The organism is Enterococcus sp. DIV0187, assembly GCF_051713785.1.
GTDB classification, from domain to species: Bacteria; Bacillota; Bacilli; order Lactobacillales; family Enterococcaceae; genus Enterococcus_A; species Enterococcus_A avium.
On sequence record NZ_JBIOQO010000001.1, the window covers coordinates 317,795 to 341,341 of the forward strand.

A 23,547-nucleotide genomic window follows, 5' to 3' on the forward strand; every position below is an offset into this window, starting at 1 on the left:
AGATGAAAACAAAGAAGATTGGACTACGAAGAAAAACAACAATAGGATTATGGCTGCTTTTGATTGGTAGTGTCCTTTTTGGTGTGTATAAAAATTTTACTGCCATTGACCAACATACCATTCACGAAGAGAAAATCATTGAAACCAAAGTCGAAGATACGCATTTGATGACGAGCTTTGTGGAAGATTTTGTCAAAGTTTATTATAACTGGAAGCCGAATAAGGAACAGTTAGAGAAGCGCAACGAGCAGCTTAAAAACTATTTGCCCGAGCACCTACAACAATTGAACCAAGAGATGATTCGCTCAGATATTCCCACAACATCAACCGTAACTAGTATCAAAATTTTGAATGTAACACCGATTAATGAAACTGATTATTCCGTTGGTTATGCGTTGAAACAAACCATTGAAGAGGACACTGGTAAAAAGAAGGAGAATAGAGAAGTAGCTTCGGCGTTTTCAGTCAACGTACGAACCAATCACAACAATCAGATTAGCATTTTAAGTAATCCTGTGTTTGCGGTATTACCAAAAAAGATGGCGATTAAAGAAGAGCTTGTTCAAGATGATATGAGTATTGATCAAGAAACTAAGGGAGACATTAAAGAATTTCTAAGCACCTTCTTTAAAATCTATCCCACCGCTAAGAAAACGGAGTTGGGTTACTATGTGAAAGACCAAAATATCAAAGAAATCAATAAAGCTTACACCTTTTCGGAAATTCAAACCATTAACTACTTTAAGTCAAAAAATGGTGTCAAAGTCAAAGTCGTCGTGATTTACTTGGATAAAGAAACCAAAGCCATTTTACCACTAGAATATGAGTTGAAATTACAAAAGGTTGAAAATAAATGGCTGATTACGAATGAATTTTAGGCTTACAAAATCATCGTCTTGCGGTAGAATAAATGAACAATTAACAGAAGAAAAGGTGACGTTATGACGTTTCATTTCTATTTTGCATGGCTACTGACAGGACTCATCGCCAGCTTTTTTACCGAAGGCTCCACAAGACACCTAGATGGCTTCTTGCGCCATTGTATTTTGGGTTGTTTGTGCTTTTTGGAGGAATATTTTTGATTGGGTTATGTATTGTGTTTTATGAAATGGTATTGAATTAACTAAAAAAGTAAACCAAGTAGGGGAAGAGGCCAAACCTTTGCTTGGTTTACTTTTTAATAGAATATTACGCCTAGACTTCCATAATTTAAAACATGCTTTCCTAAAATTTTTTATAGGTTCTCAATTATAAAATTCTCACTGCGCATTTACCATTTGAAATTAGGAAAAACTTTAAATAATAAGGAGATTTTTACTTCTGAGTACAAACACCATAATTAAGATAAAATTACTTAGTTCACTATTTTTCTGATCTAACTCTCTATTAGTATAAATTGATTGTTTTTAGTATTAATGAGACTGTATAACAATTACATTGCTGAAATAGCCTTTAATGCCTCTGCTACCCCATCTTCATCATTTGAAGAAATCACATAGGTTGCCATATTCTTAATGGTTTGATGACCATTTCCCATAGCAAAACTAAAATCTGACATTTCAAATAAAGAAAGATCGTTCAAGCTATCACCAATTGCAAACTTTGTGACATTTTTTAATCCATAAATTTTTTCCAAATGACTATATACTAATCCTTTTGACACATTGTAGGGCACAATTTCAAGATTTACTTCTGATGATTCAGTAACAGTAATTCCATGTATTGATTCCAATTCTTTTTTGATCTTGCTTTTCATTTTTCTGTTAGGAATAAAAACAAAGAATTTGTATACCTTTACTCCATCAATGTCAAATATGTCATTAATGTTATTATAGGAAGTTGATTGGATAGATTTTTCGTATTCAAGTTCATAGTTTAATTCATCAATAGAAAATTCGTTTCCTATCTCACTAAAGATTTCTTTCAATCTAGCCTTGTATTCGTTTGATTCATAACTTCCATTATTTGTGTAGATTTTTGTTGGAAATTTTGAAGTCAAAGAACTTATTTTTTTAACACTGGAATGATTAAAATAAAATTCAAATAATTTTTTTTCATAGTCATATCCAACTGCACCGTTTAATCCTATAGCAGGGATAGACAGCTTGTTTTCTTTAAGTATATTTTTTATATCTTCTACCTCTCTTCCAGAACAAATGAAGGGAAAACACTTTTCTGAAATTTCTCCTAGAACTTCTACATTTTTTTTGCTTATTTTTTGTTGTGAGTTTAACAGGGTTCCATCCAAATCAATACCAATTAACTTCATAAATATATCCTCCTTATTTTTAATATATCAAATATTTTAATTGCACACTTATTTACAAATTACCTTCCATTGTTTTACGTCATAATCAGTTGTATTGGATTGAATAAATTCGTAGACATCGTCAGTTTCTACTTTTGAGCGAATATGGATAAAGCCTTTTTTAGAATGGCATTTTCCTCTTTCATGCTAGCCATTTCCTTTTTCATTGCAAGGATTTCTGCTTCAGTCATACCGGTTTCCTCATTTTTGGTGTAAAGCTTGTTCCAACGGTAAATGGTTTGTGTAGCGATCCCATATTCCTCAGCTAACTGTTCCACTGATTGACCAGACTGATAGAGCTCAACGATTGTCTTTTTGAATGGTTCATCCATTTTTTTCTTGGCTTTTGCCATTTTGGACACGTCCTTTTTTTAGTAGTTAAATTCTACCAAATCATGTCCATGAATTCATCCTAACATCAGAAAATCGTTTGCTTGGCGATTTAGAAAGAAAAATATGTTCAATGATAAGTTTGAAGCGAGAGTAAATATGATTTTCATATGTATGACATGGATAAACTCTTACTATACATGAAATTTGATAGAGTTATCCCTCAAATTTGATATGGAATGAAAATAAATACAAGAGTATTATTGATGAAAAGATTTCAGGAGGGATCCAATGTTTTTTAAAGATAAAACAAATAATAGCGTTCAACTTTATAATCCAGTAGATGGTCAAATTATTTTAATTGAAGAAGTAAATGATCCAGTTTTTTCTCAAAAAATGATGGGTGATGGTTTTGCTGTAAAACCATCAAATACTAACCTTTTCTCACCTGTGAAAGGAAAGATAGTATCTATTTTCCCTACCAAACATGCAATAGGTATTCGAACAAAAGAGGGCATAGAAGTATTAGTTCACATGGGAATAAATACTGTTGAATTAAATGGCAAAGGATTCGAAATATTTGTTCAAAAAGAAGAAATAGTAACGGAAGAAACCATGTTAGCCATGATTGATTTGGAATTTCTTAAAAAAGAAGGCTTTGACACTGATATTATTGTTATATCAACCAATTTAGAAGATAAAAAAGTAGTATTAAAGAAAAATGGAATCGTCGCTCACGGAGATCTCGTTGGAAAAATATCTATATAACAAAAAGTAGGAAGTAGGTACTGTCATTACATTAAAATTCAGAATAAAGCTATTAATCATTTCGCTATTGTTGAATAGTATAGGGAACGCTTTGGCAATTTCGGTAGATATGGGGTCAGTTATTTGGATGGCCTCTGGACAAGGGATTGCTGAAATATTAAATATGTCTATTGGCAATGCCTTAATACTATTTGGTTGTTTTGTAGCTATATTAGGATGTTTTTTGAATAAAAAAATCGACGTAAAAAGAAACGTTTATAATATCATTTTTATGATTTTATTCAGCTATCTTGTAGAATTTATGGTATATATATTAACATTTTTCAGAATATGTACTTTTCCTTTTTTAGCAAAATTTATCTTAATGATCTTGTCACTGGTACTTATTTCTATTGCAGTGGCATTATATCAGAAAGCAGATATTGTTTTACATCCTAATGACGAATTAATGCTAATCGTTAGAAACCAATTCACCAAAAATAATGCAACAAAAGCTCAAGCACTAGTTTATATTATCCCAATCGGAGCCAGTTTGCTTGCTCATGCCATTTCTGGCAAATGGATAGGTATCGGAGTAGGAACTGTTATGTCTATTCTATTTCAGGGTCCGATTATTGATTTATGTGATTGTTTACTTTTTTCAAAGAGAAGGCGAAGGAAAACAATCTATACTGACTGAATTGAAGACTACATGTAAAAGAACCGGTCCACTTCTTAAAATTGAAGTGAGTCGGTTCTTAAATTTTTTCTGTTTTCTGAGGGCATTTTCCCAAAGCGCTTTTTATATTTTTTATAAAAATAAGTGCTGTTTGTAAAGCCGCTTTCCTCAGCACATTGCTGAATTGATTTATCAGTATTTTGTAAAAGAGTTTCCACAAGTTCCAACTTTTTATCAAGCACGAGTTGACTAAAATTTTTCCCCGTTTCAGTTTTTAGTAACGTGCTAATATAACTAGAGGTGTAATTAAAATGTTTTGCCAGACTTGAAAGTGTTGTATCCATAAAATTCTTATCAATATATTCTAGGAGAGCAACAATTTGATTCTTACTTCTTTGTTCTTGTTTGTTAGTAACATATTCGAAGTTTCGAACAAGCAATGAGAAAAGTATAGATATAAAACTTTCGATAATTTTATCATTACCAATTTTATTTTCTAAATGTTCATACAAGATTTGATCCATAATCAAACGAAGTTGATCATATTCATTATTCTCAAATACAATGTATTGATTATGGCTTTGTTTTTCAGATAATGCATTCAGAATAAAATCAAAGACGATACTGGAACTATAAGAATTTTGACTAAGTTGCTTAATGAAGTATTCCTTTTTAACTAGAATATTAATAATAATATCTTGTTCAGTAGTATTTTCAATCGAATGGGGAACCGAAGTGTCAATTAAACAAATTTGTCCCTTTTGAAGGACTACTTTCTTATTATCAATAATTTGTGTACAAGAGCCAGAATATATATAGTTCAACTCAATAAAATTATGAATGTGAGGAGGAACTTTCACAAAACGAGTATGCTTCACAATATTGAAATTCCTACCAGAAGGAATCAAATCATCAAAGACATAGACATCTTGATTATTAATTCGTTTTGTAACTAGTTTTTGATAATAATCTTTGGATAATTCACTATTTTCTTTGTAATATTCTTCTCGCTTCGTTAACTGAAAAAGATTTTCGGCAATAAAATTGAAATCCATAATTAAGACCTCCTTTAGCAAAAAGTAGGCAAAGTATTTGAAAAATGCAAACGGTAACTATATAAAAATATGATAGAAAAGAAATCGCTTTCTGACATATTTTTTTTGTTCATTCTTAAGTATATTGTATACATAGCGGTTTAACAAATCAAATCAAAGTTTTAGGTGGAAGAAATGAAAAAGATTAATGAGTTACTAATCAATAAATATGATAATCATATCATGCCATTTCTATGGATGCATGGAGAAAATGAAGTAGTAATCAGAGAGTACATTGAAAAAATATTTGAAAGTGGTATTAAATCGGTATGCATCGAATCACGGCCACATAAGGAGTTTTTGGAAGAAAAATGGTGGAACGATGTTGCAATTATTCTTGACACTTGCGAAAAACTCGGTATGACAGTTTGGATATTAGATGATAAACATTTCCCTACAGGTTATGCGGCTGGTGAAATTAGTAAAAACTACCCCGATTTACAAAAAAAGTTTTTGGATTTTTATCAATTAGATGTAGTTGGACCACAAACTAACGTAGGAACATTAATTAAATGGACAATACAAAAGCGTCCTGACTTTATGAGTGTTGGAACTGAAAAAGCTATAACTGGAATCCAAGAAAATGATTGCGAAGGAAAGATAATTTCTGTTATTGCTTCACCAAAAATTGATTATGAAGTGATAGATGAACGACAGATGATTGATATCACTGAGTATTTGAAAGGGGACATGCTTTACTGGGATATTCCTAAAGGGGAATGGACAATTTTTGTTTGCTTTGAAACAAAAAATGGTGGTGAAGCTGCTACTGAAGGTTATTTAAATCCTTTAGTACCAGAGGCGACAGATATTTTAATAAACACAGTGTACGAAACACATTATGAAAAGTTTGGCAAAAAATTTGGTAATACTATTGAAGGTTTCTTTTCTGATGAACCCCGTTTTGGAAATACAAAAGGGTCGAATGCATCAATTGGAAGAGTTGACATGCCGATGCCATGGAAAAGTGGAATGGAAATTGAGTTGGCAAAACATATGAAAATTGGCGAGAAAGAATTATTAACCAAATTGCCACTTTTAATTAGGGGAGATTCACCTGAAGCACATCATTTCAGATTTAAGTACATGGATTTTATCACAAATCTTTATCGGAAGAATTTTTCTGAAAGAATTGGTACTTGGTGCTCGAAACATGATGTGAAATATATTGGCCACGTTATTGAAGATAACAATGCACATAGCCGTTTGGGATATGGGGCCGGCCACTTTTTCAAGTCAATGGCTGGACAAGATATGGCAGGAATTGATGTTGTTTTACATCAACTATTACCTAATCAAAAGCAGGGATATTTTAAATCAATGACTTCTAATGGTTGGGATGGAGAATTTTTCCATTTTGCCCTAGCTAAGTTAGGGACATCATTAGGCTATCTTGACTCTAACAAAGAAGGCAGAACGATGTGTGAAGTTTTTGGCGCATATGGTTGGGCAGAAGGAACCAAACTTATGAAATGGATAGCTGATCATATGTTGGTAAGAGGAGTAAATTATTTTGTTCCACATGCCTTTACGATGAGTGATTTCCCAGATACTGATTGTCCCCCTCATTTTTATGCTCATGGTAAAAATCCACAGTTTTTCGCCTTCAATATTCTAGTAGAGTATATGAACAAACTAAGTTCCTTGTTTAGCGGAGGAAAACATCGTGCGGATATTTCAGTATTGTATCATGGCGAAGCAGAGTGGTCAGGTAATTACATGCCTATTCAAAAAGTAACTAGAGTTCTTACTGAGAATCAATTTGAGTTTGATATCATTTCTTGTGAGCACTTGCTTGAAAGTATTTGTGATAATCAAATTTTTCAGATTAATGATTTAGCCTATAAGGTGTTAGTTGTTCCATATGCTCAAAGATTGCCAGAAAACATAATCAGAAAAATTCATTCTTTAAGTAATCATGGAATAAAGGTTTTTTTCATCGATGGACTTCCAATGGATGCAAGTGAATCAATAATAGATCAAACAGAATTGGATGTTCTGCTTCAAGAAACAATGCATTTGACCTTAGATAACTTGGTTCATAATTTAGAACTGCTTATGGTCGATCAGTTAAAAACAGATTCTTACAACGAAAATTTACGTTATTTTCATTATCTTCAAGAAGAAAAATCAATTTACATGTTATTTAACGAAAGTATGCTATCAGATTTATCTGTGAGATTTAAAGATCAAAAAGAATTGATTGCTTATGACCCTATGCGTAATCAATTACAAAAACTTGAACAAATTGACGGATTGTATCAAGTGGACTTAGATAAAGGAGAATCTGTGATACTTATCGAGAATGAAGGTACTTATTCGAAATTATCACACCGTTTATCGCGTCACATTGCTGCTGAGTATGAAAATTTAGAGCTTAAAAATTGGCGAATCAGTATTGATGGAGTTGGAGTAGCAAAAGAAAATTCATTCCCGAGAGTTGAGGAAAAATTACCACTTTTAGGTCTAGGAGATGAACTGGATAACTTTAGTGGTACGTTAATCTATGAAACCACTTTTGAAATGTCTGATATGAAAGATATTGCATGGTTGTCAATTGAAAATGCTAATGAGATTGTATCCATTTATTTAAACGATCATTTCATTGATACTCAGATTAGTTATCCTTATATGTTTGACTTATCTGAACAATTAAAAAGCGGGATAAACATATTAAGGATTGAAGTTGTGAACAACTTAGGACGCTATATACGAGATTTTCTGTCTCAATATATCAATTTTGAACCAATCGGATTAATTGGTAAAGCAAGTATCCATTATCACAGTAAAGAAAATTCAAAAAAAGATAGGAAGTAGGTTTTTGTAGTGAAAAAGGAAATTGTACTGGACGAGCCATGGTTTGATAATCATGGCGAGCGTATCCAAGCACATGGTGGTAGCGTTAAGTTTTTTGAGGGAAAATACTATTTTTTTGGTGAAAACAAAACTGATTCTAAAGCAAATTCTGGTATTTGGCATCAAGGTGTTAACTGCTATTCATCTGAGGATTTGATAAATTGGACATTTGAAAACACTATTCTAAAACCCTCTGATGATATTAGCAATCCACTTCATCCAACAAGAATTATGGATCGACCACACATTATCTACAATAAGAAAAATCAAGAATTTGTTATGTGGGTTAAGCTTGTGGGATCAGATGAGAATCCTAGAGATTGGAATCAACAGTTTATGGGAATTGCAACATCGAAATCCATTACTGGTGATTTTGAACTAGTTAATCGCATTGTGCCTTTGGAAATGAGTAGTGGAGATTTTGATTTATTTGTTGATGAGGATGAAAGAGCCTACCTCATTTTTGGGAAAGTTCATACTGAGATTGTTATTGCAGATTTAACTGAGGACTATAAAAATATTACAGGTAAATATTCCACACATTTACACTTTGCTGGCCCACCATTAGCACGAGAGGCCCCAGCAGTATTCAAAAGAGAAGGGGAATATTTCATGATTACCTCTGGAACAACTGCTTATTATCCAAATCCTTCCTTGACCGCTAAAGCAAATAATATTCACGGTCCTTGGTACATCATTGGTGATCCGTGTGTAGATGATTTGGAGAAGAATAGTTTTAATTCTCAAATCAGTAGTGTACTAAAGGTTGAAGGAAAAGATTTGTATATTGCGATTGGTGATCGTTGGGTAGTTGACTTATCCAAGCCTATCGAAAAAAGTTCATGGAAAATCAATACAAGTATTTCTGAATATGTTTGGCTTCCAATACATTTTGAAAAGGGGAATCCCTTGCTTAAATGGCAGAAAAAATGGAAACCAGATTTATTTTAAAAAAAATAAAAAGCAAAAGGAAAGGATAGTCTGATAAAAATTAGACTGAAGGTGAAGAAAAATGAATGATGAAAAACTTGCATCCTCTATTATTGAGAAGGTTGGTGGGAAAGGAAATATTGAGGCCGTTGTACATTGTGCGACTCGGTTAAGATTCACATTGAAAGATGAGTCAGTTGCTCAAGAAGAACAACTAAAAGCAATGAATAAGGTGTTAGGTGTTATCAAGGCTGGTGGACAATTTCAAGTAATTATTGGAAATGAAGTTAGCAAAGTTTATGATGACGTTGAGAGTATTTTACAAAAAACATCAACGACTAAAGTTGTTACTGATAACGGTGTTGAAATGGATGAAGATGTTGCAGAAATTAAAGGGAAATTGGATACGATTCGTAATAAGAATAAAGAAAAACTAATCAATAGAATTTCACGAATGTTAATGAACACGGTTTATCCTTTAGTGCCAACAATGGCAGCTGTAGGGGTGTTTAAAGGATTATTGGCATTATTAGTTTTAGCCGGACTTTTAAAAGAAACTGATGGCACTTATATTATTTTAGCAGCAGCAAATGATGGCTTTCTATATTTTATGCCGATCATGATTGCAATTTCTACAGCTAAATTTATGAAATCAAACCCTTATATTGCAGCAGCTATAGCATCTAGTATGGTTTTACCAGCAATTGCGACTGCATTGAGTGGTGAAGCAGAGGTATTAACTTTTCTAGGGATAACTGTCCCACAGGTTTCTTATGGAAATTCCTTGTTCCCTATGCTTATTGGAACATTGATTGCGGCAAAATTTGAGTTCTTTTTGGATAAATATATCCCACAATTTTTAGAATTTATTAAAATCATGATTGTAGTAGTAGTGATGATTCCTATAATGTTCTTAGCTCTTGGACCTGTATTTACTGAGGTTGGTAAACTTTTAGGGAATGTTGTTATGGGTATGTACGGTTTGAGTCCAATTTTAGCAGGATTATTCTTTGGCGCTTTCTGGCAAGTTTGTGTAATGTTTGGTATTCATTATGCCTTAATTCCAGTTCTGACCGATATCGTACTGAGAGAAGGATCAAGTGCATTTAATCCTATTTTAGGTATGGGTGTTTGGGCACTTGCCGGCGCTTCATTAGGGTTTGCATTGCGTTCAAAAGATAAATCAAAGAAAGCGTTAGGCTTTTCTACCATGACTTCTGCCTTATTCGGAATCACTGAACCAGCAATTTTTGGTGTAGCTTTAGCGTACAGAAAACCATTTATTGCTGCGATGATTTCAGGCGGACTAGCTGGAATGTTATGTACAGTATTAGGCGTGAATCAATACTCTCCAGCTACTGTTGGTGGTGTATTAACTTTTGGAGCTCATATGAATCCAAACGGCAATCCTTCTTCCTTGATTGGTTGGATTACCTGTTTTGTCGTCGCTTTTGGAATCGGTGCAATCTTAACTTTCCTCATAACAAAACCTGAGCAAATCAGTGAAGTTTCTGAGCAAGAGCTACCAAACGATTAGCATAATTATTTTTATTTAGGAAAGGTTTGACTGAAGTGAAGTATCAAGATATAACGTTGTCAAGTTTGGAACGAGCAAGAGATTTATTAGAACGAATGACACTGGCAGAAAAAATAGCACAATTACAATGCTATAATCCAAAAGATAAAAATGGTCCAAATTTGGCAAATGATTTTCCTGAAGGAGTAGGAGCTGTCGCTTTTTTAGCGGCAGCATGGGATGATAGCAAAGAAATAGTAACAAAAAAATTAGCTGATTATCAAAAGCAAGTAATGATGAAAAGTAGATTTGGTATTCCCGCTTTATTTCATATTGAAGCTTTGACTGGTGTGCTGATGCCCGATGCAACAAGCTTTCCTACAGGTATTGGACGTGGTGCAGCGTGGAATGTAAAGTTAGAAGAAAAAGCTGGCAAGATTATTGGACAAGAAATGAGTGCTGTTGGGATCAAACATGCTCTAGCACCAGTTTTAGATGTAAGTCGTGACGCTCGTTTTGGCCGATATGGTGAATGCTACGGTGAAGATCCAATGCTAGTATCTGCGTTAGGGACTGCCTACGTTTCTGGAATACAAAATTCTGGAAAAGAAGATTCTTATAATGTTATGGCGACAAGCAAGCATTTTGTTGGATATCAAGCTGGTCAGGGAGGAATTCATGCAGCAGCAACCAACTTACCAGAAAGAGAGTTACAAGAGACTTTTGCCAGACCTTTCCAAGCTGCGATTTCAAAAGGAAATTTACGTTCAGTCATGAATCACTATGGAGCGATCGATGGTGAACCTGTTGCTGGTTCAAAAAAACTATTGCAAGATTTACTACGAAAAGAAATGGGTTTTGACGGATTATTAGTTTCCGACTACGCATCATTAGAAGAATTATATACACGATTAAAAGTATGTAAGGATAAAGATGAAGCAGCAAAATTATCTCTAGAAGTTGGTTTCGATATGGAATTTCCAACACCTAATGTATTAGGGGATAATGTGATTGAATTGATTAACGAAGGAAACATAGATATTCATTTACTTGACCAAGCAGTTTTAAGAGTCTTAACTGAGAAATTCCAATTAGGTCTATTTGAAAAACCGTTTCCTGAGGATAGTAATGTAATTGATGACGTTTTTAGCTCCAATGAATCTAAGCAAACAAGTTTACAGTATGCAAGAGAATCAATCACACTTTTGAAAAATGATGGGATTTTGCCTGTTGATTTGAAAGGTAAAAAAGTTGCTGTCATAGGTCATTTAGCAAAATCTGTACGAAGTCTATTTGGTGGTTATTCTTATATGAGTGTTTTGGAATTGGCTATGGGCGGAAGGAATACAATGGCTGGAATAGAAAGTACACCAGAAAAGGCCTGGAAATATCAAGAAAAGGACAAGTACAAAGGTTCAATGATTGATATTGAGTTTCCAGAATTAGAACGTGTTGCTAGTTCAGCCTATGCTGATTGTAGAAACGTTTATGAAGAATTAACGAAACAATGTCCTACTGCAAAAATAATGTATGAATATGGCTTTCCATACGTAGGTACAGATGATAGTCATCATGAAGCTGCATTAAAGCTGGCACAAGAATCAGAAGTATCCATAGTAGTTGTTGGTGGTAAATACGGCTGGGGAACTTCTTGTAGTACGGGCGAAGGAATTGATTCAAGTAGCATCAATTTAGCACCTTGTCAGGAAAAATTATTGGAAAAAATGGGGAAAAAGGGGATTAAGTTTATTGTTGTCCATTTAGATGGTAAACCTATATCAAGTGATGCAGCTGATAAATATGCCTCAGCAATTATTGAAGCTTGGAACCCAGGAGAATACGGTAGTCAAGCCATTGTCGAGACACTGATAGGTAGTAATAATCCTAGCGGGAAATTACCAGTCAGCGTAGCGTACAGTTCTGCCCAATCACCACTATTTTACAATCACGGTCGTGGGTCAAGTTATCATGTAGGAACACAATCACCTTTTAGTTCCTACATTGATCTTCCACACGAACCAAGATACTACTTTGGTTTTGGTCTATCTTATGCAAATTTTGAATATAGCAATTTGAAATTAGTGAAAAAAGAGCTGAATGGATACGAAAAATTAGTATTTAGTTTTGACATTCAGAATAGTAGTTCAATTAAAGGTGAAGAAATTGCACAAGTTTATATCAGAGATAAGTATTCATCTGTGATTCGTCCTGAGAGAGAACTCATTGGTTTTTGTCGTGTTTTATTGGAACCTAGTGAAAAGAAAATAATCGAATTTGAAATTGACTTAAGTCAAATTGCCTTTCTTGATCGAGAATATAAATGGAAAATTGAATCTGGAGATTATGAACTTCTTGTGGGTAGCTCATGTAATGATATCCACTTGGAAGATACATTCAACATTTCCTCAAATGAATATGTAACTAGTACGAATCGAGAATTTTATCCTGTATATAAAATTGAATAACTAAAATAGCTGAGGGATTCCTCAGTTATTTTTTAGAAAGGAAAAGCACCATGCAACAAATAAAAAAATATGAGCTTTTTGAACTCTCACTTGATGCTCAAAGCTGTGACGAGTTAATTATATACTGTGGATGTTTTAATAAAGAAAATCGAAAGTTGAAAATTCCAGCATTTAAGAGTGGACCAAATATTTATAAAATTCATTTTATGCCTGATGAACTTGGCGCTTGGGAATATCAAATAATCTGGGAAGGACGAAAATTAAATGGCTTTTTTGAATGCATTGAGTCTGATGAAGATGTTCATGGCCCGGTAAGAGCAGACAGGCTAAACTTCTCCTATGTTGATGGTAAACGATTCATTCCAATTGGAACAACTTGTTATGCATGGACGAGTCAAACTGAGGAATTACAAGAACAAACAATAAAAACATTAGCTAATTCGCCGTTCAATAAGGTGAGGATGTGCATTTTTCCAAAATCATTAGTCTATAATCGTGAAGATCCTGAACTGTTTCCCTTTGAAAAAAATCAAAATGGAAATTGGAATGTTGAAGCTATCAATTATCACTTTTGGGATAACCTTGAAAAACGAATTGCTGCTTTGACAAAGCTAAATATTGAAGCTGACCTAATTTTATTTCATCCGTATGATCGTTGGGGATTTGCAAAGCTCAATCAGAGAGAGTCTATGAAGTATCTAGAATATGTTATTGTTAGATTTTCAGCTTATCGAAATATTTGGTGGAGCTTAGCTAATGAATATGAGATGCTTTACTATAAGACTTGGGAAGATTGGGATGAATACGGCGAGTTTATTCATCGTATGGATCCGTATCATCATTTAATCTCAGTTCATAATATACTGAAAGTATATCCTAAGAGACACTGGTTAACACATTGTTCTATTCAGTCAACAAACATCAACAATATATTAAATTGGCGAAAAGAATATCAGTTACCTATTGTTATGGATGAATGCGGCTATGAAGGAAATATTGATTATATTTGGGGAAATTTGTCGGCCTTTGAAATGGTTCATCGCTTTTGGTGGACAACTTGTCGTGGTGGTTATTGTACGCACGGAGAAACTTTTGATCGAGAAGATGAAGTATTATGGTGGTCCAAAGGCGGCATATTGCATGGTAATAGTCTAAAAAGAATTCAATTTTTAAAGGATATCTTGTATAGCTTACCTAGTGAAGGAGAACCAGTTTATAAAGATATAGTAGACAATCCCAATACCAAAAAGAAAGATAAAGAGCTAAGAGGATATCACCATACTTTTCGTGATGTTGTTGATGAATTACCAAAATGGCAACAAAAAGAGCTTGCTTTTACTGAACCTATGATTCTCAAAGGTGATTCCTACCTATTGCGTTACATGGGAAGAACGGCACAATCGTATGTTGATTTAGAATTGTCCAACGATAAAAACTATACTATTGAAATTTTGGATATTTGGGAAATGACTCGAACACTTGTTAATCAAAATAGTAGCGGAAAAGTGAGAGTAACACTTCCAGAAAAAGAGGGGATAGCAATTCTGGCAAGCGTTTGTGATGCATAATAATAGCAAATATAGAAGGAAACATTGTACGAGTTATACTACATTTATTCGAGATGAATATGAACAGATATTTGTATAGCCAAACTACGATTCCTTATGTCAATTACTTTTTCGATCAAACATATTATATTGTACAGTTTTTAAAATGATTCATCTCAAAAAAATCACTGATTAAGATGAGCTATTGACTTTAGTAATGAGGCATATGATTTACGAAGATATTAATCAGTTAATTCAAAAAAATTGTAATGACTTCTAAAGTGGCGATTCGGCGAATTGTCACTTTTTTATGTATTTTGGTTTCATTTCTATTTTACGAAGTTTACTTATTTATGAAGGTAAGCTATGAAAGGAGATATGAAATTGAACGTATGTGAAGAAAAAGAAATTATTTATAATTTGATGAAAGAAATCATCTCAGAAAGAAGGGAATTAAGTAAGCAATATTATGACCTAAAACATCTTTTAGATGATTTAAAGAAGCCACCTATGAGCTCGGCTATCAAATCCTCAAAGGAAGAAAATGGGAATTGTAAGAAAGAAAATTATACTCCAAGAAAAATTTCTACCCGAACGAAAAAAATGCCATTTGAAAGAATCGCTTTCTACATTATTGAGATACTTAGAAATTCAACGAAACCAGTAAACAATAAAGATATTATCAGTATTTTATCTAGTGAGTACGGAGTTTATTTAAAGTATTCAAATTTAGTTAATGCCTACTGAATAATTACCAAATATTCGTAAAATGTAAAATTCGATGACTTTGACCATGTTTTTCTGAAACTCAAAGACCAACTGAAAATTTGGCGTAAAAAATCTGCCGTCAATTTTGACAGATTCATGGCGATCACACTCAGAGCGATACTGGTAAGCGTCGTGTCCCTGCGTTTTGTTCGGATCAAACCCGCACTAAAACAGCGTTTCATTAGACTGAACCCGCGTTCCACTTCTACTCTGTCCGCGTTGTCTTGGTGTTCGATGGTTTTATCTCGACTCGCATTTTTCTTTGGACGCCCTAGAGCTGGCCCTGAAAGTCGGATCCCTCGGTCTTTACAATACGCCAGATTGTTCCGGTTTCGATAGATCTTATCCGCCAACACTCGTTTCGGATAACAGCCATGTCGATCATGATAGCGACGGATTGCCGATACGAGTACTTCTGATTCGTTATAGGCATCAAAGCTGGTGCACTCAAGTCGGGCGATCCCATTATCCACACTCATATCGAATTTCGCTCCGAACTCAACAGCGGATTTAGCTTTTCCCCGTACAATCGGGCGAATCCAAGGTTGATGGAAACTGACGATTCGATCCCCGACAGAATGGGTGCGGTGGTCATACATGAACTGTTGTTGCTCGTAGATTTTTTGGATCGTCCCCCACCAAATTTGATGCTTATTTGATAACACATAACCTTCATCAAGATACTCTTGAATCATACGGATATCACGTTTGACGAAACCTAACAATTTGCGTATTTGGGCACGCAGCCACTTTTTGTTTTTTTTCTTGCGGCGAACCACATTCAAATAAACCTTACGCGCCATTCTTCGATAAATGCGAGGTTTTTTCAATTGATTTTCTTCGCAGACGGCATCAATAATTATTTCCGAATGCGTACGGGCGTCGTTCAACAGTTCGGTATCTGTAGGGTACTTGATATTTTGTGGCGCACAAGTGGCATCTAAGATCAGTGTGCCAGAATTTGAACCATCGTCATCATGGTCATCTTTATTCGTGCTCATTTTTTCAGCCCTTGTGTTGAAAGCAATGATTTTTTCATTGATTTCAATCAAGGTTGTTTCGTCTAATCGTTTTCGGAAATGCACCATTGAACTCGCGTCAAAAGGTTTTTCGTCTTGATAACCGGGCAAACCGATGAAGAATTGCAGGTACGGATTTTCCTGAATTTGTAGGACAGTTTCTTCATCACTGTAGCCGTATTCCTTTTGAATAAGCAAAGCGCCCAACGCCATACGCAGAGGTTTCGCAACGTTTCCTTTTTTATTGCGAAAATTCTTGGCATAGCTCTTTTCAAGTTCTAGCCAAGGAATTCGTTCCGCTTTTTTGATCCAGCGGTTTTCAGGATTCATTTTTAGTCCGATCGGCTGATTAAAATCTTCGAACGAAAGTTGTGTATGAATGTGTGGTTTATACATCATAGCCCTCCAGAAATAATAAAAGTGCATGGATTTTAGTTTTTCATCGATAAAAGTCTTGCACTTATTTTATCAAAAAGAGACGGATTGTACTGGTATAATCACGAAATTGAACGATTCAGTAGACATTAGTTAGTAATATTTTGCCACGTATGGGCCAATCCAAAGATTTTAAAATTGAAAAAGTTTCAAGGGGTTATTGGCAATATAATGACGGAGGGCAAAAGTGATATGGTCGATGACAAAGGCATAAATTACCGTTTTATTAAATATATCTATCAAGCGATGTTGAATGAAAAGATGAATTATATTCGCTCCTCAAAGAAAAAGGGAATTGTTGTTGTTCATGATGAAACTCTTCTCGAAAATGCTCAGTATCAAAATGAACAGCTTTTAGAACAATTAACAGAAGACCAGGCCTCCAACTTGGAGGAATATGTAAATGATGTTGATTTATCCAACTCTATTGCTAAGCTCACGGATAGAGAAAAATACATTGTGTATAAAAGATTTATTGAAGGAGAAAAAGACCCTGCAATAGCCAAAACACTAGGTATTAGTAGTCAAGCTGTATCAAAACAGCGCAGAAAAATTATGAAAAAACTGAAAGTTTACTTCGAAATGGCTCCATAAAAGCTTTAACAAAAAATAGATCTCCTCCTTATGCTTCAGCCAAAAATAAGCATAGGGAGGAGAACGAATGGAAAACTATAATCTATTACCTTTAATTTCTAAAGCTAAGGATGGTGACAATGAAGCAATGGAAAAACTGCTCGAACAGTTTCAAGGAATGCTAATTAAGCTTTCCAAAAATTACTATGGCTTCATTGATGAAGATTGCTATCAAACGCTTGCTGAACGATTTGTCAAAGCTGTTAGGCAGTTTGATATCAATTACAAACCCCAGCCAAAGAATTAAATCATAATAGAATAGAGTAAGTTTTTTCGAGTAGCAGCTCGTAGAAACTTGCTTTATTTTTTCATAGTTTTCCAAACTCATTTTACTTCATATAGCGGAAAAGTCACGAAAATTCTCTATGTCTGCTAAGAATAGAATGAGCTTCCGTTTTCAAACTCATTTTTCCTTTTCGTTTCTTCTGTATCATATCTGAATTGACGAGCATAATTTTCAATATCGTTCTTCTAGTCAAACCTCCCAAAATTAGTAGTCGTACAACCTTACCACATTTTACAACAAATGAAAAAAATCAGAAGTAGGTTTCATTTTCTGAACCAAATGTTTATTTACTATACGAAAGCTACATCGTTCCTTGAAAACTGAATACAACCTGTTAGACACGTTTAATTCCAAATTGAGCAACAATCAGACTTACGCCACGAAGTTTAAAAAACTGAGCGAAAACTAAGTTACGATTATCTGCGGATTTGCTACCGTAGAAGCGATAACGTTTGGAATGATAATGATACTTCTGTAAAGCTCGGCGTAAATTGCGGAGAGGTGAAAGTCCTATGTTCCCATTTCAGCAGATGGGAAGTCTAGCAGTAGTAGAAACAAAAATGCTTTGTAAAGGAGAATGACTGAATTGTCAGTATTAACCGGCCTATTACTATTTTTCTTTGGAGGATTTATTGGCGTTTGCTTGATGTGCATTATTCAAGTTGGCGCTGCTTCAGAGAAAGAAATCTATGAAGAATCAAAGTTTCCAACAATAAAAAATGGAGAGTAGTTGGTCATAAACATGACACCTCTACTCTCTCCAAATTACAATCTCAGCAGATAAGTTCCTATTGGCATAATCTGTTAATTTGATTGCGTCGGTTAGATTCATTCGTTCGATTGAGCGTTCACCGCTCTTCCACTTTTTTATATTGCTAAGGCTTATTCCAGTATTAGTAGAAAGCTCTTTTGCTGTAGATTGTTCCAAAATTTGTTGAATTTTAGCAATATCTGCAACTCCTTTATTCATGGGCAATTGCACTCCCTCCTACTTTTTACTAATCATACCACTAGAGTGGCATTTTTAAAATAGGAGAGGGTACTAAAGTGGTTTTTTATGATTTTGAGAGATAGTAATAGATTTATGTGTTAGAAACAGTTTCAAAAGTATAGGCAATAAAAAAACAGTAACGTGACGGGAGGAAACCAAGATGAGTATTTTTGGAGGAATTATGCTCTTCTTTTTAGGTGGCCTATTTGGAGTAATAATAATGTGTTTACTTCAAGTCAGTTCCGCAACTGATGAGCAATATTATGAACTTGAACTAAAACGAATTCGAAGTGAAAAAAATGATGAATGAACAACTTGAATTATTTCTAAAAAATGAACTTTATCCCCTGCTTCAAGAGGGTTTAGACAACTACACTGAAAAAATCATTGCTATTCACAAGTTACCTTTAGTCTTAACCAACGAAGATTTAAAAAAGGAATTTCAAATCAGTGAAAGCACATTGAATCGTTTAATGAAGCTAACGGATTTTCCAGAATGTTGGTACGGGATTCGAGGTCACTATTCAAAGGAAAAAGTGTTGCAATGGTATCGAGAAATGAATTATCAAGAGTTTATTGAGAAAAAAAGAGGATTGCGTTCTTTGTAGCGTTTATTTTTCGAAGGGAGCGTATTATAATAGACAGTATAGAATTGCTTCGGCGTCATTTTTTAATGGATTCAGATTTCCTTCGGTAATATTAGGAGGGAAAAATGGAAAAAAAAACAAGATTCAAAAAACAAATAAACTCTTATGGGAAAGTCACATGGTCTTTTCAAGCATTTCGAACAACTAGAAGAGGTTTTAAAACAAAGCGTGAAGCTCAATTAGCTTATCTAGAATTGGAAAAGGTACACCGATCCAGAAAAAATTTGGTCGGCTTTCGAGAAAAATTTTCAGTAGTTGGCGAACAATGGTACAACTACTATCGACTTCTCGATGAACAAAAGGAATCCACATATATTAAGCGTTGGGAAATGCTCCAAATATTAAATAGGTGGATTGGTGATATGGAATTAATCGAACTATCACCAGATTATTTAGAAGAACTTTTTTTTCAACTGAAGAAAAAAGGAATTGACGGGTCTTCTCAAGGCTATGCAAAAAACACGCTTTATAGTATAAGGCAGACATTGAATATGGTTTTAAAGTATTGTCTCAAAAAGAATATGCTCAATGTAAATCCGTTAAGTGGATTGCCAATGCCTAAGTACAAAAAGAGTGTTGATGATTTAAAGCAATCCTTAGAAAGTCTTGATAGCAAGTATCTGACTATTGAAGAGCTACGAACTTTGCTGAATTATTCCACTGTTCATGAAGAATTGCCTTTATCCACTTTGTTTTATGTTCTTTTCTATACAGGCTGTCGGATTAGTGAGGCTTTGGCAATTCAGCCAGAGGATATCGATTTTGAAAAGAATGAAATACTTTTCTATAAGCAAACAGCCACTAAAGGAAAGCAAAGTGATTTCAAGATTTCAACAACTAAGACTGATAGTTCAGCAAGAAGAGTTGTTGTTACCCCTCTAGTTATGGAGAAACTAAAAATCTTGATTGATGCTTTAGAGGACATGAGGAAAAAGGTTAACTTTGATGTAGAGAGAACTTATCTATTTGTTTACTTGGAACCAAACAAAAGAGGGCTTCCTTTCCGAAAAGAGTACGTGAATGACCACATAAAGAATTGTGTAGAACGTTGTGGAATTTCAAAACCTTTTCACACTCATTTAGCAAGGCATACAATGGCTAGTTTAGTTGCACCTCATTGTAGTTGGGATGTGCTGAAAGCCAGATTGGGTCACGCTGATAAATCTACATCAGAAATTTATCGTCATTTGACTGCGGACGAGCGGCTTAAACCATTGAAAGCTTTTGCTGAATTGGAGAGCTAAAATAGCCGATTTTTGCAGTCAAAATGTAGTCAGCTAAATAAAAAGGTTGATATATCAGCCTTAAATCGATTTCGCAAGTATCAAAGAAATCAGAAGATAAGAAAGCAAAAATCTATCTATCGAATTTCGAATATGAAAAGTCCTTGTATATCAAGGGCTTTTTCTATTTCTCTGAATTCCTTAAATTCGTAAAAACAGGTGTTTTTGTCTGTATTTGTCCTAGATTGCCCCAGTTTGACGATACATGTAGTCAGAAGAGGGTTAAATTTACGGTTTAGGTTGACGACAAAAGTCATACGAAAATACCAATACGAAGCTCCCAATTTAGCAAGTCTTGAGGCTGGACTGCTCTTGGGAGAATTGAAGCCGTTGCGTACTTCACGATGGCTAAAAAGGTTGATAGAACTATATTCTCTATAATATAGTCGAAAGGATAGACTGTTATGAAATTAGATGATAAACGAGTAATATGGAAGCAGAAAAGTAATTTAATGTTGATGCAAGCTATACTTGATTTCATCGAAAAGCATCAAATTGAATCTGTTAGAGAATATCAACAAAAAATGAAGGAATATCCTAATGAGGTTCCCAGCGTATGGTTTATCAAAGAACGTTTCGAATCATGGGCTAATTTATTAATTCATTTAGGGAAAAATAGAGTTGAGAGATATTGTTGGTCCAAAATGAATGATAATGAAATCAAAGAAATTGTTGCCAATTTTATTGAATCAGAGTCAATTCGTTCACAAAGAGAATATGAAAGAAAATCCTCCGGAAAAGATGAGGTCCCTTCTTTATATACTTTGAAAAAGAGATTCGATGATGTTAAGCCACTTTTCAGAAGAAAATCGAAAGGCAATATTTCAGATTTTGAACTTCTTTTCGAGTTAAGAAAAGAAATCATTCGATTGGGGTTAGAAAATAATCTATCCATGACTGAATTTAGAAAAAAAGCTGAATCAAAAAAATTGCCATCTGTTGATACAATTATGCGCAGAACAGGTAAAACGTGGGAAGAATTAATGGAAGAAATAGGTTTTGATTATCGAACTATAAAGGTAGCAAAATTGACTAGAAATTTTAAATGAGTAAATAAGAATAAATATGATAGAGGATCAGTTAATTAAAGCTGGTTCTCTTTTTTGTTTACTCGAATAATTTAAATCAATAATAAGTAGGAAGAAGGAAAGAAATTGAAACTAACAAAATTAAAAGTTAAAAAAGAATGGGTAGGAAGAGTCTTCATTCTAGGTACACAATTTAAAGAAGCGCCAAAAGAAGTGAATGGCGTTCTTGGTAGTTATGTAAAATTCTATGGGGATTCTGAAAAACATGGTGCTTTACCAATTGTGGTTGATAAAAGTGCTGCGGCTTTCCCAGAAGGTGAAGTTGAGATTGAATTTGCTGAAGCATACTTGGTTCCTGATAAAGTTCGGATTTCAAGTCGAGAAACGAATGATGATGGTCGAGTGATCAACTCGGTAAATGGCTATTTAGATTTCTCGCTTTATTTATCAAATGCAACAGTAAAGGAAGGTGCGTAAACATGGTTTTAAAATTTAAAGACAATAACAACATTACAGAAGCCTTAGATGTTTCTAGTCTAGGGGCAATTCGCTTTAGTTCACTGGAAGACCCAGTGCTTGGTTTTGACGATGAAACAAGACAAAGCACAGGAGAGATCACGAAAAAGAGGGCTGAACTAGTCTTTGGTGATAAAAAGAAAATTTCAAGTCGGGTCACGTTCCCACCAACGGCTGAGATTGAAACATTTAAATGGCGTGATCCTGTTGAGTTAGTCGATCCAGAATTTCATCTAACTTATATTGCTGCTCAAGATGGAAATCGAGAGTATTATGAGTTAGATATCTACGCTGAGGGATTGAGAAATACTACTGAAAAAGGAACAATCTCAAGGCCAACACAATCGGATGTAAAAATTTCTAAAAGCGGCAAAAACTGATAGTACTTTCAGTTTTTGTCTTAACATATCTCTCAAAAGATCATAGCATGCTATAAGAAATTTGCTTTGATGTTTGAATGGAATACTATTATAATGAATAAGAGTTACTCAAGGGAGGTGTTTTTTATGGCTACTGCAGAACAAATAAAAAGTTTAGTTAAGGCCCATTTAGACGGCAACAATGACAAATTTAAAACTACAGTTTTACAAATTGCTGCTTATGAAGCCAGACAGAATCACACTAAGTTCGCCCGAGAGTTAAAAAAGTTGGTAGAGACACAAAAGGTACCTAAACAAAATGTGATATCTATGAATAAAGTCAATCCTATGTTACAAATGACTTTGCCTGAAAATCACTTAAATGACTTAATTTTGTCCGATGAAATCAAAGAACGAATTATTAGGATTTTGACCGAGTATAAAAATAAGACTAAATTGGAACAATTTGGATTAGAGAATAGAAGAAAAATTTTGATTGAGGGGCCACCAGGGACGGGGAAAACTTTTACAGCTTCTGTTATTGCCTCAGAGCTTTCATTACCCTTGTATACGGTACAGGTTGATAAATTGGTAACAAAATTTATGGGGGAAACCAGTGTAAAATTACGGCAAATTTTTGAATCAATAGAAAATAATGTTGGTGTATACTTTTTTGATGAATTTGATGCTATTGGCACGGATAGAAGTATGGACAATGAAGTTGGAGAAATGAGAAGAATATTGAACTCTTTTCTACAGTTTTTCGAACAGGATTCTTCTCAGAGTATAATAATAGCGGCAACAAATAATCATAAGTTGTTGGATCAAGCTTTATTCAGAAGATTTGATGATGTATTACATTATACATTGCCATCAGGAAGTGAAGTTGAAAGATTGTTCAAATACAGATTGTCTGTATTTCAAAAAGGATTTAAGCCAACGAAAAAGTTAATTGAAAAATCGAAGATACTAAGTCAAGCGGAACTAGTCAAAATTTGTGATGATGCGATTAAGGACTCTATTTTATATGATAGAAAAATCACCGAAGAACAGCTTTTGAACTTAGTAGATGAGAGACGTAGAATCTACTCAAATAAGGAGGCATAATTA

At 34.2% G+C, this 23,547-nt stretch carries 24 protein-coding genes; 19 read left to right on the plus strand and 5 right to left on the minus strand.

From position 1 onward, the window contains the following. Positions 1–2 precede the first annotated feature (2 nt). Complete coding sequence (locus IGI52_RS01615) at positions 3–878, plus strand: conjugal transfer protein (RefSeq protein ID WP_438780223.1); 876 nt, start codon at positions 3–5, stop codon at positions 876–878. 554 nt (positions 879–1,432) lie between these two features. Here IGI52_RS01615 and IGI52_RS01620 read toward each other — a convergent pair. Both IGI52_RS01620 and IGI52_RS01625 read right to left on the minus strand, forming a co-directional pair. Continuing rightward, positions 1,433–2,269, minus strand: a complete 837-nt coding sequence (locus IGI52_RS01620; RefSeq protein ID WP_438780224.1) for an HAD family hydrolase — start codon at positions 2,267–2,269, stop codon at positions 1,433–1,435. A gap of 128 nt (positions 2,270–2,397) precedes the next feature. Further along, positions 2,398–2,661 (minus strand): transposase, encoded by a 264-nt coding sequence (locus IGI52_RS01625; RefSeq protein ID WP_438780225.1) that lies wholly within the window; start codon positions 2,659–2,661, stop codon positions 2,398–2,400. Between the two features lie 268 nt (positions 2,662–2,929). Between IGI52_RS01625 and IGI52_RS01630 the strand changes: the two genes are divergently transcribed. Further along, positions 2,930–3,406 carry a PTS sugar transporter subunit IIA gene (locus IGI52_RS01630; RefSeq protein WP_438780226.1) on the plus strand — a complete coding sequence of 159 codons (477 nt, stop codon included), beginning with the start codon at positions 2,930–2,932 and terminating at the stop codon, positions 3,404–3,406. A gap of 91 nt (positions 3,407–3,497) precedes the next feature. After that, positions 3,498–4,085: a hypothetical protein gene (locus tag IGI52_RS01635; RefSeq protein ID WP_438780227.1), complete on the plus strand. Its 588-nt coding sequence runs from the start codon at positions 3,498–3,500 to the stop codon at positions 4,083–4,085. 35 nt (positions 4,086–4,120) lie between these two features. Here the strand turns inward: IGI52_RS01635 and IGI52_RS01640 are convergent, their stop codons facing one another. Next, positions 4,121–5,119: an AraC family transcriptional regulator gene (locus IGI52_RS01640; protein WP_438780228.1), complete on the minus strand. Its 999-nt coding sequence runs from the start codon at positions 5,117–5,119 to the stop codon at positions 4,121–4,123. A gap of 174 nt (positions 5,120–5,293) precedes the next feature. Between IGI52_RS01640 and IGI52_RS01645 the strand changes: the two genes are divergently transcribed. The 6 genes from IGI52_RS01645 (at position 5,294) to IGI52_RS01670 (ending at position 15,219) form a co-directional block, all read left to right on the plus strand. Beyond that, positions 5,294–7,975: a glycosyl hydrolase gene (locus tag IGI52_RS01645; protein ID WP_438780229.1), complete on the plus strand. Its 2,682-nt coding sequence runs from the start codon at positions 5,294–5,296 to the stop codon at positions 7,973–7,975. A gap of 9 nt (positions 7,976–7,984) precedes the next feature. Next, positions 7,985–8,965, plus strand: a complete 981-nt coding sequence (locus tag IGI52_RS01650; RefSeq protein WP_438780230.1) for a family 43 glycosylhydrolase — start codon at positions 7,985–7,987, stop codon at positions 8,963–8,965. A 61-nt stretch (positions 8,966–9,026) separates the two neighbouring features. Continuing rightward, the gene (locus IGI52_RS01655; RefSeq protein ID WP_438780231.1) at positions 9,027–10,481 is read left to right on the plus strand and encodes a PTS transporter subunit EIIC; all 1,455 of its coding nucleotides are present in this window, start codon (positions 9,027–9,029) and stop codon (positions 10,479–10,481) included. A 35-nt stretch (positions 10,482–10,516) separates the two neighbouring features. Then, positions 10,517–12,925, plus strand: a complete 2,409-nt coding sequence (locus IGI52_RS01660; protein ID WP_438780232.1) for a glycoside hydrolase family 3 N-terminal domain-containing protein — start codon at positions 10,517–10,519, stop codon at positions 12,923–12,925. Positions 12,926–12,975: 50 nt separating this feature from the next. After that, on the plus strand, positions 12,976–14,493 hold the full coding sequence (locus tag IGI52_RS01665; RefSeq protein WP_438780233.1) for a DUF5605 domain-containing protein: 1,518 nt from the start codon (positions 12,976–12,978) through the stop codon (positions 14,491–14,493). A gap of 345 nt (positions 14,494–14,838) precedes the next feature. Beyond that, a complete protein-coding gene (locus tag IGI52_RS01670; RefSeq protein ID WP_438780234.1) occupies positions 14,839–15,219 on the plus strand; it encodes a hypothetical protein in 381 nt (126 codons plus the stop codon). Here IGI52_RS01670 and IGI52_RS01675 read toward each other — a convergent pair. Further along, the gene (locus IGI52_RS01675; RefSeq protein WP_438780235.1) at positions 15,213–16,655 is read right to left on the minus strand and encodes an IS5 family transposase; all 1,443 of its coding nucleotides are present in this window, start codon (positions 16,653–16,655) and stop codon (positions 15,213–15,215) included. The genes IGI52_RS01670 and IGI52_RS01675 overlap by 7 nt on opposite strands. A 177-nt stretch (positions 16,656–16,832) precedes the next feature. On the opposite strand from IGI52_RS01675, the gene IGI52_RS01680 reads away from it, so the two are divergent. The 3 genes from IGI52_RS01680 to IGI52_RS01690 all read left to right on the plus strand — a co-directional run bounded on the left by IGI52_RS01680 (position 16,833) and on the right by IGI52_RS01690 (position 18,343). Next, complete coding sequence (locus IGI52_RS01680; RefSeq protein WP_438780236.1) at positions 16,833–17,288, plus strand: sigma-70 family RNA polymerase sigma factor; 456 nt, start codon at positions 16,833–16,835, stop codon at positions 17,286–17,288. A 67-nt stretch (positions 17,289–17,355) separates the two neighbouring features. Further along, positions 17,356–17,574: a helix-turn-helix domain-containing protein gene (locus tag IGI52_RS01685; protein WP_438780237.1), complete on the plus strand. Its 219-nt coding sequence runs from the start codon at positions 17,356–17,358 to the stop codon at positions 17,572–17,574. A gap of 616 nt (positions 17,575–18,190) precedes the next feature. Further along, on the plus strand, positions 18,191–18,343 hold the full coding sequence (locus tag IGI52_RS01690) for a DUF3789 domain-containing protein (RefSeq protein ID WP_438780238.1): 153 nt from the start codon (positions 18,191–18,193) through the stop codon (positions 18,341–18,343). A gap of 21 nt (positions 18,344–18,364) precedes the next feature. Here IGI52_RS01690 and IGI52_RS01695 read toward each other — a convergent pair whose 3' ends face one another. Further along, positions 18,365–18,583: a hypothetical protein gene (locus IGI52_RS01695; protein ID WP_438780239.1), complete on the minus strand. Its 219-nt coding sequence runs from the start codon at positions 18,581–18,583 to the stop codon at positions 18,365–18,367. Between the two features lie 181 nt (positions 18,584–18,764). On the opposite strand from IGI52_RS01695, the gene IGI52_RS01700 reads away from it, so the two are divergent. The 7 genes from IGI52_RS01700 (at position 18,765) to IGI52_RS01730 (ending at position 23,544) form a co-directional block, all read left to right on the plus strand. Continuing rightward, the gene (locus IGI52_RS01700) at positions 18,765–18,914 is read left to right on the plus strand and encodes a DUF3789 domain-containing protein (RefSeq protein ID WP_123874666.1); all 150 of its coding nucleotides are present in this window, start codon (positions 18,765–18,767) and stop codon (positions 18,912–18,914) included. Then, on the plus strand, positions 18,904–19,212 hold the full coding sequence (locus tag IGI52_RS01705) for a DNA-binding protein (protein WP_438780240.1): 309 nt from the start codon (positions 18,904–18,906) through the stop codon (positions 19,210–19,212). Before IGI52_RS01700 ends, IGI52_RS01705 begins: the two co-directional genes overlap by 11 nt. Positions 19,213–19,316: 104 nt before the next feature. Further along, on the plus strand, positions 19,317–20,495 hold the full coding sequence (locus IGI52_RS01710; RefSeq protein WP_438780241.1) for a tyrosine-type recombinase/integrase: 1,179 nt from the start codon (positions 19,317–19,319) through the stop codon (positions 20,493–20,495). 443 nt (positions 20,496–20,938) lie between these two features. Next, the gene (locus IGI52_RS01715; protein ID WP_438780242.1) at positions 20,939–21,583 is read left to right on the plus strand and encodes a hypothetical protein; all 645 of its coding nucleotides are present in this window, start codon (positions 20,939–20,941) and stop codon (positions 21,581–21,583) included. 105 nt (positions 21,584–21,688) lie between these two features. Then, a complete protein-coding gene (locus IGI52_RS01720; RefSeq protein ID WP_438780243.1) occupies positions 21,689–22,039 on the plus strand; it encodes a hypothetical protein in 351 nt (116 codons plus the stop codon). Between the two features lie 2 nt (positions 22,040–22,041). Then, positions 22,042–22,458 (plus strand): DUF961 domain-containing protein, encoded by a 417-nt coding sequence (locus tag IGI52_RS01725; protein WP_438780244.1) that lies wholly within the window; start codon positions 22,042–22,044, stop codon positions 22,456–22,458. A 126-nt stretch (positions 22,459–22,584) separates the two neighbouring features. Continuing rightward, entirely contained in the window at positions 22,585–23,544 is a 960-nt protein-coding gene (locus IGI52_RS01730) for an AAA family ATPase (RefSeq protein WP_438780245.1), read from the plus strand. Positions 23,545–23,547 lie beyond the last annotated feature (3 nt).

Coding starts and splice junctions, on each gene's coding strand:
- IGI52_RS01615 (WP_438780223.1), top strand. CDS start 3: ATGAAAACAAAGAAGATTGGACTACGAAGAAAAACAACAATAGGATTA.
- IGI52_RS01620 (WP_438780224.1), bottom strand. CDS start 2,269: ATGAAGTTAATTGGTATTGATTTGGATGGAACCCTGTTAAACTCACAA.
- IGI52_RS01625 (WP_438780225.1), bottom strand. CDS start 2,661: ATGGCAAAAGCCAAGAAAAAAATGGATGAACCATTCAAAAAGACAATC.
- IGI52_RS01630 (WP_438780226.1), top strand. CDS start 2,930: ATGTTTTTTAAAGATAAAACAAATAATAGCGTTCAACTTTATAATCCA.
- IGI52_RS01640 (WP_438780228.1), bottom strand. CDS start 5,119: ATGGATTTCAATTTTATTGCCGAAAATCTTTTTCAGTTAACGAAGCGA.
- IGI52_RS01645 (WP_438780229.1), top strand. CDS start 5,294: ATGAAAAAGATTAATGAGTTACTAATCAATAAATATGATAATCATATC.
- IGI52_RS01655 (WP_438780231.1), top strand. CDS start 9,027: ATGAATGATGAAAAACTTGCATCCTCTATTATTGAGAAGGTTGGTGGG.
- IGI52_RS01665 (WP_438780233.1), top strand. CDS start 12,976: ATGCAACAAATAAAAAAATATGAGCTTTTTGAACTCTCACTTGATGCT.
- IGI52_RS01670 (WP_438780234.1), top strand. CDS start 14,839: ATGAAAGGAGATATGAAATTGAACGTATGTGAAGAAAAAGAAATTATT.
- IGI52_RS01675 (WP_438780235.1), bottom strand. CDS start 16,655: ATGTATAAACCACACATTCATACACAACTTTCGTTCGAAGATTTTAAT.
- IGI52_RS01685 (WP_438780237.1), top strand. CDS start 17,356: ATGGAAAACTATAATCTATTACCTTTAATTTCTAAAGCTAAGGATGGT.
- IGI52_RS01690 (WP_438780238.1), top strand. CDS start 18,191: ATGACTGAATTGTCAGTATTAACCGGCCTATTACTATTTTTCTTTGGA.
- IGI52_RS01695 (WP_438780239.1), bottom strand. CDS start 18,583: ATGAATAAAGGAGTTGCAGATATTGCTAAAATTCAACAAATTTTGGAA.
- IGI52_RS01700 (WP_123874666.1), top strand. CDS start 18,765: ATGAGTATTTTTGGAGGAATTATGCTCTTCTTTTTAGGTGGCCTATTT.
- IGI52_RS01705 (WP_438780240.1), top strand. CDS start 18,904: ATGATGAATGAACAACTTGAATTATTTCTAAAAAATGAACTTTATCCC.
- IGI52_RS01710 (WP_438780241.1), top strand. CDS start 19,317: ATGGAAAAAAAAACAAGATTCAAAAAACAAATAAACTCTTATGGGAAA.
- IGI52_RS01715 (WP_438780242.1), top strand. CDS start 20,939: ATGAAATTAGATGATAAACGAGTAATATGGAAGCAGAAAAGTAATTTA.
- IGI52_RS01725 (WP_438780244.1), top strand. CDS start 22,042: ATGGTTTTAAAATTTAAAGACAATAACAACATTACAGAAGCCTTAGAT.
- IGI52_RS01730 (WP_438780245.1), top strand. CDS start 22,585: ATGGCTACTGCAGAACAAATAAAAAGTTTAGTTAAGGCCCATTTAGAC.